General features: G+C 45.2%; 13 protein-coding genes. All 13 read left to right on the forward strand.

The features are described 5' to 3' along the window. A partial coding sequence (locus tag IQR33_RS22975) for a chemotaxis protein CheW (RefSeq protein ID WP_193844072.1) occupies positions 1–781 on the forward strand: 781 nt, incomplete at its 5' end. Between the two features lie 35 nt (positions 782–816). After that, a complete protein-coding gene (locus tag IQR33_RS22980; RefSeq protein ID WP_005380507.1) occupies positions 817–1,311 on the forward strand; it encodes a chemotaxis protein CheW in 495 nt (164 codons plus the stop codon). 13 nt (positions 1,312–1,324) lie between these two features. Further along, entirely contained in the window at positions 1,325–1,819 is a 495-nt protein-coding gene (locus tag IQR33_RS22985; protein WP_031777229.1) for a DUF2802 domain-containing protein, read from the forward strand. A 290-nt stretch (positions 1,820–2,109) separates the two neighbouring features. After that, on the forward strand, positions 2,110–2,727 hold the full coding sequence (gene ccmA / locus IQR33_RS22990; protein ID WP_005380511.1) for a cytochrome c biogenesis heme-transporting ATPase CcmA: 618 nt from the start codon (positions 2,110–2,112) through the stop codon (positions 2,725–2,727). A 1-nt stretch (position 2,728) separates the two neighbouring features. Further along, positions 2,729–3,397, forward strand: a complete 669-nt coding sequence (ccmB, locus tag IQR33_RS22995; protein ID WP_005380512.1) for a heme exporter protein CcmB — start codon at positions 2,729–2,731, stop codon at positions 3,395–3,397. A gap of 109 nt (positions 3,398–3,506) precedes the next feature. Next, positions 3,507–4,250, forward strand: coding sequence for a heme ABC transporter permease (locus IQR33_RS23000; protein ID WP_005380513.1), 744 nt, complete (start codon positions 3,507–3,509; stop codon positions 4,248–4,250). Between the two features lie 11 nt (positions 4,251–4,261). Beyond that, positions 4,262–4,468, forward strand: a complete 207-nt coding sequence (ccmD, locus tag IQR33_RS23005) for a heme exporter protein CcmD (protein ID WP_005380515.1) — start codon at positions 4,262–4,264, stop codon at positions 4,466–4,468. Next, positions 4,465–4,950, forward strand: a complete 486-nt coding sequence (ccmE, locus tag IQR33_RS23010) for a cytochrome c maturation protein CcmE (protein ID WP_005380516.1) — start codon at positions 4,465–4,467, stop codon at positions 4,948–4,950. The genes ccmD and ccmE overlap by 4 nt, the downstream gene beginning before the upstream one ends. Beyond that, the gene (locus IQR33_RS23015) at positions 4,947–6,923 is read left to right on the forward strand and encodes a heme lyase CcmF/NrfE family subunit (RefSeq protein ID WP_021034009.1); all 1,977 of its coding nucleotides are present in this window, start codon (positions 4,947–4,949) and stop codon (positions 6,921–6,923) included. The genes ccmE and IQR33_RS23015 overlap by 4 nt, the downstream gene beginning before the upstream one ends. Position 6,924: 1 nt before the next feature. After that, the gene (locus IQR33_RS23020) at positions 6,925–7,479 is read left to right on the forward strand and encodes a DsbE family thiol:disulfide interchange protein (RefSeq protein ID WP_005380518.1); all 555 of its coding nucleotides are present in this window, start codon (positions 6,925–6,927) and stop codon (positions 7,477–7,479) included. Then, a complete protein-coding gene (locus tag IQR33_RS23025) occupies positions 7,476–7,961 on the forward strand; it encodes a cytochrome c-type biogenesis protein (RefSeq protein WP_005380519.1) in 486 nt (161 codons plus the stop codon). Before IQR33_RS23020 ends, IQR33_RS23025 begins: the two co-directional genes overlap by 4 nt. Further along, positions 7,961–9,175 (forward strand): c-type cytochrome biogenesis protein CcmI, encoded by a 1,215-nt coding sequence (gene ccmI / locus IQR33_RS23030; RefSeq protein WP_065274745.1) that lies wholly within the window; start codon positions 7,961–7,963, stop codon positions 9,173–9,175. The genes IQR33_RS23025 and ccmI overlap by 1 nt, the downstream gene beginning before the upstream one ends. Before the next feature lie 216 nt (positions 9,176–9,391). Then, positions 9,392–10,165 carry a VacJ family lipoprotein gene (locus IQR33_RS23035; protein WP_005380523.1) on the forward strand — a complete coding sequence of 258 codons (774 nt, stop codon included), beginning with the start codon at positions 9,392–9,394 and terminating at the stop codon, positions 10,163–10,165. Positions 10,166–10,282: the final 117 nt, after the last annotated feature.

Consider the following 10,282-nt stretch of genomic DNA (forward strand, 5'->3'; position numbering starts at 1 on the left):
TGTTCAAAGGCTATTAAGTCAGCTTGAAGCAAGCAACCCAGTGGCTGAGTTGGATATTGATAGTATTCTTGAACAAAATACGATTGATATTGCAGCAGAGATAAAAGCGGCTGAGCCTGAGGTACAAACCTTTAGTGAGGTGCCTGAGCTTCAGGGTGTTGAGGAAATACAGGACTGGGTGATTGATGAGCCAGTTTTTGAAGAAGCTCAACCAGAGGTGGATGAACCTCACGCAGTGATCGAACAAAGTATCAATATAGAATCGAACGTCGATACTGAACTCGAAACACAAGCAGATTCCGATATACCAACGGCCTGGGAGAGTACGAAGCGAAGTGAGGACTTCCAAGTTCTTTACTTTGATGTGAATGGTGTCACGTTTGCTGTACCTCTTGATGAGTTAGGTGGTATTCATCGCATTAGCGAGCTTAACCATTTGATAGGAAAACCCGCCTGGTATTTGGGGCTACAAACAAATCGCGAGCAACAGTTTGATGTCGTCGATACCGCGAAATGGGTGATGGCAGATAAGCTTCGTGATGATAGCTATAAAGATAACTACCAATATGTCGTCATGCTTGGTGAGAGCATGTGGGGGTTGGCCAGTAACCAATTAATGGGGACTGAAACGCTTAATATCGACAAGGTTCGCTGGCGTGAGCAGGCGGGTAAACGCCCTTGGCTAGCGGGCATGGTAAAAGAAAAAATGTGTGCCTTAATTCATGTCCAGGCGCTCATTGACATGCTAAACGCCGGTTTAGATGTCAAATCACTGAATTAGATTTAAGTCGGGAACGACATTAACGAGGATTAACTATGTCTCAAGCTTTTGAAGTAGAAGTGAAGAAAGATGCATCGAATGACGAAGTTCTTCAGTGGGTGACGTTCCAGCTAGAAGAAGAAACGTACGGCATCAACGTAATGCAAGTTCGTGAAGTACTTCGTTATACTGAAATTGCCCCTGTTCCAGGTGCACCAGATTATGTACTTGGTATCATCAACCTACGCGGTAATGTAGTTACTGTTATCGATACACGTTCACGTTTTGGCCTGATGGAAGGCGAAGTCACTGACAACACTCGTATTATTGTGATCGAGTCTGAGCGTCAAGTGATTGGTATCTTAGTAGATAGCGTGGCAGAAGTTGTTTATCTGCGTTCTTCTGAAATTGATACGACGCCTTCAGTTGGTACCGACGAGAGTGCGAAGTTCATCCAGGGTGTGAGCAACCGTGACGGCAAGCTTCTTATCCTTGTGGATTTGAACAAGCTGCTAACAGATGACGAGTGGGACGAGATGGCTCACCTTTAATGGCTGAATGATGATGGCTGAAGAGACTCTTTTATCTGCTCCATTCCTTGCGGGTGGCGTCGCTTTTATCGTGTTAGTATTGGTTGTTTTGCAACTGCGGATTCGCTCGGGGTTACAAAAGCAGTTAGACCAACAACGAGCTCAATCTCGACACGCAGATAAAGAAGTGCAAAAGTTGAGTAAGCAGTTACTCGAAGTGCGCTCGGTTGTCGTTGGTCTTGGGCAAAAAGTGACGGAGCAACAGGACATTATTCAGCACTTAAACGAGAGAATTCGCGAACTCGAACACGCTGATACTGATGGTCGCTTGTACAGTCGCGCTTCTAAAATGGTACAGCTTGGCGCTGATATCAACGAGCTGATTGAAGAGTGCGAACTACCAAAAGCCGAAGCTGAGTTGATGCTTTCACTGCAGAAGAAACTGGCGGGGAAAGAGAAGATTCCACCATTAAGTGGTCAGCCATCAGATGACGCAGAATATCCAACGCGTGGACGTCGTCGACGCTAAAGGTTATCAAGCGATAAAAAAGAGGCGTTATTACGCCTCTTTTTTTGTTTTTAGCCGCTAATGCTCTTCTTAAATACAACCCTAGATAACCTTCAGTCGATCTTGCTCTTAGCTCTGGCCTCTCAAATTCAAAATGAGCGCTTATAACTACTTATAGTTAATTTTATTAAAGTGTGATGATTAATTAACAAAAATACATGAACTTACATGTAACCTAGCCCTCTTATCCTGTTTTGTCATAACTAAGCTGTGCTAATATAGCGGCTCGTTCATTTTTTAGTTGAAGCTCTATGTTAGAAGTGTCTAACCTGACAGCAATCCGTGATGAAAGGGTTCTGTTTGAAAACCTGCAGTTTGAAATTAAGCCTGGTGAATTGGTCCAGATCGAAGGGCGTAATGGTACTGGTAAAACTACATTGCTACGGATTGTGACAGGGTTAGGTGATAGAGAAGAAGGTGTCATTAAATGGAAAGGCGAAGAGGTTGAAAAATCTCGTGATGTTTTCCATCAAGATCTGCTTTTCTTAGGACATCAAACAGGAGTGAAACGAGAGCTTACCGCATTAGAAAACTTACGTTTTTATCAATCTATTCAAAATAATCGCTCTTCAGACGAAGAAATCTTTATCGCTTTGACTCAAGTAGGATTAGCTGGTAGAGAAGATGTGCCTGTAGCACAACTTTCCGCAGGTCAGCAACGACGAGTCGCATTGGCAAGGTTATGGCTCAGTAAGCAAATTTTATGGATCTTAGATGAGCCGTTGACTGCCATTGATAAGCAAGGTGTCAAGGTGCTTGAATCTTTGTTCGCAAGTCATGCTGATAATGGCGGTATTGTTGTGTTGACGACGCATCAAGATATGTTTGCGGACAGCCCGAAACTTAGAAAAATAAAGCTGGGTGACTGATATGATTTCCTCGATGACCACCATCATTCGTCGTGAGCTCCTAATCGCATTTCGCCGTCAGGCAGACATTCTGAACCCGCTGTGGTTCTTTATTATTGTCATTACTCTCTTTCCTCTGAGTATTGGACCAGAGCCTAATTTGTTAGCACGTATTGCAGCGGGCATCGTTTGGGTTGCCGCATTGCTGTCCGCCTTATTATCATTAGAGCGTCTATTTCGTGATGATTTTCAAGACGGTGCACTAGAACAAATGATGCTAATGCCGATTCCATTGCAACTTGTCGTGGTTTCAAAGGTCATAGCACATTGGTTGTTAACAGGGTTACCTCTGATTTTAATTAGCCCATTATTGGCGGTTTTACTTTCGCTCGACTTCAATACTTGGCTATCGGTTGTATTAACCTTGATGATCGGTACACCAACACTAAGTTTTATTGGCGCCATTGGTGTGGCGTTGACTGTTGGGTTGCAAAAGGGTGGCGTTCTTTTGAGTTTGCTTATTCTTCCGCTCTACATCCCAATTTTGATTTTCGCAACATCGGCAATTGATGCTGCCGCACTCGGTATGGCGTATAACGGTCAACTAGCGATTTTAGGTGCGATGCTAATGGGGGCGATGACATTAACGCCTTTTGCCATCAGTGCCGCATTACGAGTTAGTGTCAACTAACTCAATAAAGTGCCAATGAAGCGGCGCTTGATCAAAGAATTATTATTAAAGCACTGCTACGGTCTCAACCCTTTAGACAGTGTCCCTGAAGTAAGAGTGAGAACAAAACATGTGGAAATGGCTACATCCTTATGCCAAGCCAGAAGCAGCTTATCGTTTGAGTGGTAAGTTTCTGCCTTGGTTTTCTGTATTGGCCCTCGTATGCTTATCGGTTGGTACGGTTTGGGGGCTTGCATTTGCGCCTTCAGATTACCAACAAGGTGACAGTTTCCGAATTATCTACATTCATGTCCCATCAGCTATTTGGTCTATGGGCGTTTATATGTCGATGGCGATTGCTGCATTTATTGGCCTAGTATGGCAAGTTCGCCTATCTGATATGGCGGCACTTGCGATGGCTCCGATTGGTGCAGTATTTACTTTTATTGCTCTACTTACAGGTGCTGTTTGGGGCAAGCCTATGTGGGGCACTTGGTGGGTATGGGATGCCCGTCTTACATCTGAATTGATTCTGCTATTTCTCTACCTTGGTGTGATTGCGCTCTACCATGCGTTTGACGATCAAAAAACCGCTGCAAAAGCCGCTGGTATCTTAGCGATCGTAGGCGTAGTAAACCTACCTATCATTCACTTTTCCGTGGAATGGTGGAACACGCTTCATCAAGGTGCGACGATCACGAAATTTGAACAACCTTCTATTTCATCCGACATGCTTTGGCCGTTATTGCTGAACATCTTTGGCTTTGCGTTCTTCTTTGGTGCCGTGACGATGGTCCGTTTTCGTAACGAAATCATCAGTAAAGAAAGTCACCGCCCTTGGGTGCGCAAACTCGCAACAGAACAAACTCAGTGAGGTAACTGATTATGCATTTTGAATCTCTGAGCGACTTTTTTGCCATGGGTGGCTACGCATCATACGTATGGAGTGCGTTTGGTATTACTTTCTTATCCATGCTGATTCTTCTGATCACTAGCCTTCGCCGCGGTGATGCATTATTGAAAGAAGTGAAAGCAAAAATTGACCGTCAAGCTCGTATCGACGCAGCGAAGAACATGGAGAACACCTTATGAACCCGAGACGTAAAAAGAGGCTAGGTATTGTACTAGCGATCTTTATCGGTATTAGTGCCACCATTGGTTTGATACTTTATGCGCTTAACCAAAATATGGACCTTTTCTACACTCCAACGGAATTGGTTAATGGTAAGCCAGATGGCACCAAGCCAGAAGTAGGCCAGCGTCTGCGTATCGGTGGAATGGTGGTTGTGGGCTCAGTTCGTCGAGATCCTAATTCTTTGAAAGTGAGTTTTGACCTGCACGATGTCGGTCCGAAAGTGACGATTACCTATGACGGTATTCTTCCTGACTTGTTCCGTGAAGGGCAGGGTATTGTTGCTCAAGGTGTACTGAAAGATGCCACGACAGTTGAGGCATTTGAGGTCCTAGCGAAGCACGATGAAGAATACATGCCACCAGAAATTGCAGAAGCGATGAAGAAAACGCATGAACCGCTTCAATACAGCACCGAACAGAAACAAGGAAGCGGCCAATGATTGCTGAAATCGGTCACTTTGCTCTCATTCTTTCGCTTGCAATGGCAGTGCTGTTGAGCGTATTGCCATTGTGGGGAGCATCGAATAATAACACCATGCTCATGAACACAGCGCGACCGCTATCTTGGTCTATGTTCCTGATGCTGTTGTTCTCTTTCGCCATTTTATGTTGGGGATTTTATACCAACGACTTCACGTTACAGTATGTAGCGAGCAACTCGAATAGTCAGCTTCCTTGGTACTACCGTTTAACCGCAGTATGGGGTGCACACGAAGGTTCACTGTTGCTATGGGTGTTAATCCAAGCTGCTTGGACTGTCGCTGTAGCGACGTTTAGTCGTGGTATGCCGCAAGAGTCGGTTGCACGTGTACTTGCTGTTATGGGCATGATCTCAGTGGGTTTCCTACTGTTTATCATCCTAACGTCAAATCCATTCCTACGTACGTTACCGTTCTTCCCGGTTGACGGACGTGACTTGAACCCTCTGCTTCAAGACCCTGGTTTAATTGTTCACCCGCCAATGCTTTACATGGGCTATGTTGGTTTCTCGGTTGCGTTCTCTTTTGCGATCGCATCCCTAATGACTGGACGCCTTGACACGGCTTGGGCTCGTTGGTCTCGTCCTTGGACAACCGCTGCATGGGTATTTTTAACACTTGGTATCGCACTAGGTTCTTGGTGGGCTTACTACGAACTTGGCTGGGGTGGCTGGTGGTTCTGGGACCCAGTAGAAAACGCATCATTCATGCCTTGGTTAGCGGGTACCGCATTAATGCACTCTCTTGCCGTGACAGAAAAACGCGGCACATTTAAAGCGTGGACGGTACTATTGGCAATCTCTGCATTTTCGTTGAGTTTGTTGGGCACCTTCTTAGTCCGTTCCGGTATTTTAGTATCGGTGCACGCGTTCGCGTCTGACCCGTCGCGCGGTATGTTTATTCTAGGCTTCCTAGTTTTCGTTATCGGTGGCTCTTTATTGCTGTTTGCCGTAAAAGGGGCAGCAGTGCGTGTACGAGGTAACTTCGACTTAGTCTCACGTGAAAATGCGCTCTTAGCCAACAACGTATTACTTATCGCCGCTCTTGTTGTGGTGTTAGTGGGGACACTGTTGCCGCTCGTACACAAGCAGCTTGGTTTGGGGTCGGTCTCTATCGGTGCGCCATTCTTTGACATGCTATTTGCGTGGTTAATGATGCCATTTGCTTTTCTGCTTGGTATTGGTCCTCTTATTCGCTGGAAGCGAGACAGTTTATCTAAACTTGTGAAACCAATGCTCGTTTCAGGTGTTCTTGCTTTCGCCTTGGCCGCGCTATGCGTGTACCTATTTGCCGATTTCTTCTCAACCATGGCTTACATTGGTTGGGTGATGGCGATTTGGATTATTGCGATGCATGGCTTTGAACTGTACGAGCGCGCAACGCACCGTCATAGCTTTAGTGAAGGTGTTCGCAAGCTGCAACGTAGCCACTGGGCAATGATGTTGGGTCATGTTGGTCTGGCGGTATCTGTTATCGGTATTGCGATGGTACAGAACTACAGCATCGAGCGTGATGTACGTTTAGCACCTGGCGAACACTTCCAAATTCAAGGCTATGATTTCTACTTCTCAGGCTTGCGTGATAAAGATGGTCCAAACTACGATGGCTACATCGCAGACTTTGAGATCACACACGATGGCAAATACGTGAATACGCTTCACGCAGAGAAGCGCTTCTACCGTACGGCTAAGTCTATGATGACTGAAGCAGCCATTGACCGCGGTATTAGCCGCGACCTATACATTGCAATGGGTGAACGTTTAGACGACAACCGATCTTGGGCTGTTCGTATTTACTATAAACCGTTCGTTCGTTGGATTTGGGCTGGCTCTTTGATTATGGCATTAGGCGGCGCACTAGCGATTTCTGATAAACGCTACCGCTTCCGTAAATCGCCGAAGAAAAATGCGAAGTCAAAAGAGCAGGAGGCATAACATGAATAAGAAAATCTTATTTATTCCGCTTGTCGCTTTCATGATTCTAGCGGGCATTTTCGCAACCCAATTAATGCGTAACCAAGAGGGCGATGATCCAACTAAATTGGAGTCGGTTTTGGTTGGCAAGCCAGTTCCTGAGTTTCATTTAGAAGACCTGGCTGAGCCTGGAAAACAGTACGACCAATCAATTTTTAAAGGTGAACCGTTGCTCTTGAACGTTTGGGCAACGTGGTGCCCAACGTGTTATGCAGAGCATAAATACCTAAACGAATTGGCGGGTAAGGGCGTTAAGATCATCGGTATGAATTACAAAGATGATCGTAATAAAGCAATAGGTTGGCTGAATGATCTCGGCAACCCGTACTTGATCAGCCTATTTGATGGCAGTGGTATGCTTGGCCTTGACCTTGGCGTTTATGGTGCTCCAGAAACATTCATTATTGATGCAAATGGTGTGATTCGCTATCGCCATGTAGGGGATGTAAACCCACGTAATTGGTCAGAAACACTGGAGCCGCTTTACAACAAATTGGTTGAGGAGGCGAAGCAATGAGAAAGCTAATTCTTGCCGTTTTTGCTGCGATGACATTATCTCTTGCTGCTCATGCGGCCATTGAAGTGTACGAGTTTGATAATTTGGAACAAGAACAGCAGTTCAAAGAGTTAAGCCATACGCTCCGTTGCCCTAAATGTCAGAACAACACGATCTCGGATTCTAACGCTGAACTTGCTCAGGACTTACGCCATAAGGTGTACGAAATGACCAAAGAAGGTAAGTCCAAAGATGAGATTGTTGATTACATGATCGCCCGTTACGGTAACTTCGTGACTTACAACCCACCATTTACGGTCGCGACTGCGATTTTGTGGCTAGGGCCACTCGCTGTAGTACTGGGTGGTTTTGGTTTGATTGTACTGCGTAGCCGTAAATCTAAAGTTAAGGCAAAAGCGAGCAGTGACGAGCAATGGGATGAGCAAAAAGAAGCTCGTTTAAAAGCATTGCTTGAAGAAGAGAACAACGGAGATAAGAAGTAATGACACTATTTTGGATTTCCACCGTTGCTCTCACGCTTATTGCTTGTGCGCTGGTGGCTTTGCCGCTGCTTAAACAAAAAGCGAACAATGATGATGTGTTACGCGATGAGCTCAACAAGGCATTTTATAAAGACCGACTATCTGAGCTTGCAGAAGAAACTGACGAAGGTCTGGTTGAAAGTGAAGACGAACTGATTTCTGATCTAAAGCAATCACTGCTTGACGATATCCCTGGTGATAAAGCGCAAAAAGAAACCAAGGTTTCTCCAATCGCGGTTTTAGTTCCATCGGTAATTCTGACGGTGGTGCTGAGCTATGGTTTGTATTATAAATTTGGCGCGTCAGACGATATTGTTCAATGGCAAGAAGTGTCTGCAAATCTACCTGAGTTATCGAAAAAGCTGATGTCGGCTTCTTCTGAGCCGCTGAGTGACGATGAAATGGCGGATTTGACCCTTGCCCTTCGAACTCGCTTACATTACCAGCCGGAAGACTCGACAGGTTGGTTACTGCTAGGTCGTATTGCGTTAGCAAATCGTGATGTCACCACGGCTATCGATGCGATGGAAAAATCGTACCGCCTAGAGCCCAAAGATCCTGATGTGATGTTGGGTTATGCACAAGCTCTGATGCTGTCTCAAGAGGAAATGGATCAAGCGACGGCTCGCTCATTACTCGGCAAGCTGATGCAGCAAGACTATGTCGACCTGCGTGTGTTTTCTTTGTTAGCGTTCGATGCGTTTGAGCGTCAAGACTTCCCGGCAGCCATAAAGTACTGGGGAATCATGCAGCAAATGATTGGTCCAGAAGATAGCCGATACGAGATGTTGTCACGAAGTATTGAGAGTGCTCGTAAGCAAATGGGCGAAGCGGTTTCACCGGATAAGAGTGTAGCTGTGACAATTAATGTGGCACCAAATGCTCAGTTGGATCCAAACGCAGTTCTGATTGTGTCAGTACATCGTTCAGATGGCTCCCCAATGCCTGTGGCTGCTGCTCGTTATCCGCTAGGTACTTTCCCTCGCACAGTCGTATTAGATGATGGCAATGCCATGATGCAAGGGCAAAAGTTATCTACACTCGATAAGCTCATCGTCCGTGTGCGTGTAGATTCTGACGGTAACGTAGCAACGCGTGATCAAGATTGGCACGGAGAAAGTGACGTCGTTGAATTTGGCGCACCAGTAGAAGTGACCATTGATCAGCAGTATTAATTGTTAACATCTGTCTCTGAAACATGACAACGAGGTAGAGTCAGTTGCCTTTAGTGGTATGACTCTAAACGATCGAGTAGAATACCGAAGGCCAGCGATTGCTGGCCTTTATTTATTCCCATATCTGAGTCATCTTTACTATGTATCCTGCTCAACATACGTACAATGGTTAATCGGGGTGACTTAGGTACATTAATAGTCGTTATGGAAAATAAAATGTATAACAAGGGTAAATCTACCTTCTTGTTGCTGTTAGCCGTTGGACTGGTTGGCTGTTCAAGTGCGCCTGATGAAGCAGTAACAGGACAAGAAACAAATCAAACGACTTCTGATGTGTATGACCCGTTGGAAGGCTTTAACCGAACCATGTGGGAACTCAACTACGAATATTTAGATCCGTATTTGGTTCGTCCTGTATCACTTGCGTATGTAGAATACACGCCAGTTCCTATTCGTTCTGGTATCGCTAACTTCTTATCGAACTTAGATGAGCCAGCAAGCATGGTTAATAACTTAATCATGGGTAATGGTACGAAAGCCGTGGACCACTTTAACCGTTTTTGGATTAACTCGACGTTCGGTATTTTCGGTTTATTCGATATTGCAAGTGCCGCGGGTATTACGAAGTACGACGAGAAAGCGTTCAGTGATGCAGTAGGCCACTATGGTGTTGGAAATGGTCCTTACTTCATGGTTCCAGGTTATGGTCCGTATACCTTACGTGAAGTGACAGATACCGTAGATAGTACGTATTTACCCCTCTCTTATCTCAACTTCTGGGCGAGTTTGGGTAAGTGGGCGTTTGAAGGAATGGAGAAGCGTGCTTTATTAGTACCGCAAGAAGCGCAGCTAGACTCGTCGCCGGATCCATATATTCTAACTCGCGATGTTTATATCCAACGTCAAAACTTTAAAGCAGAAGTTGAAACGGTAGAAGAAGTTAACATCGAAGAAGAAGAGTATTTAGATGAATATCTAGAAGACTTTTAAGCGTTGTTCTTCACAATAGAGTGACCCGTCCTGATATGGGTTGACACTTTTTAACTAAAACGCTCGATGTACTTCATCGGGCGTTTTGTATTTTAAAGCCGTATGAGGCCTCATTTG

Source organism: Vibrio sp. OPT46 (assembly GCF_015163535.1).
Lineage (GTDB): Bacteria > Pseudomonadota > Gammaproteobacteria > Enterobacterales > Vibrionaceae > Vibrio > Vibrio alginolyticus.

Coding starts and splice junctions, on each gene's coding strand:
- ccmB (WP_005380512.1), top strand. CDS start 2,729: ATGATTTCCTCGATGACCACCATCATTCGTCGTGAGCTCCTAATCGCA.
- IQR33_RS23025 (WP_005380519.1), top strand. CDS start 7,476: ATGAGAAAGCTAATTCTTGCCGTTTTTGCTGCGATGACATTATCTCTT.
- IQR33_RS23035 (WP_005380523.1), top strand. CDS start 9,392: ATGTATAACAAGGGTAAATCTACCTTCTTGTTGCTGTTAGCCGTTGGA.
- ccmA (WP_005380511.1), top strand. CDS start 2,110: ATGTTAGAAGTGTCTAACCTGACAGCAATCCGTGATGAAAGGGTTCTG.
- IQR33_RS23000 (WP_005380513.1), top strand. CDS start 3,507: ATGTGGAAATGGCTACATCCTTATGCCAAGCCAGAAGCAGCTTATCGT.
- IQR33_RS23020 (WP_005380518.1), top strand. CDS start 6,925: ATGAATAAGAAAATCTTATTTATTCCGCTTGTCGCTTTCATGATTCTA.
- ccmE (WP_005380516.1), top strand. CDS start 4,465: ATGAACCCGAGACGTAAAAAGAGGCTAGGTATTGTACTAGCGATCTTT.
- ccmD (WP_005380515.1), top strand. CDS start 4,262: ATGCATTTTGAATCTCTGAGCGACTTTTTTGCCATGGGTGGCTACGCA.
- IQR33_RS23015 (WP_021034009.1), top strand. CDS start 4,947: ATGATTGCTGAAATCGGTCACTTTGCTCTCATTCTTTCGCTTGCAATG.
- IQR33_RS22980 (WP_005380507.1), top strand. CDS start 817: ATGTCTCAAGCTTTTGAAGTAGAAGTGAAGAAAGATGCATCGAATGAC.
- IQR33_RS22985 (WP_031777229.1), top strand. CDS start 1,325: ATGGCTGAAGAGACTCTTTTATCTGCTCCATTCCTTGCGGGTGGCGTC.
- ccmI (WP_065274745.1), top strand. CDS start 7,961: ATGACACTATTTTGGATTTCCACCGTTGCTCTCACGCTTATTGCTTGT.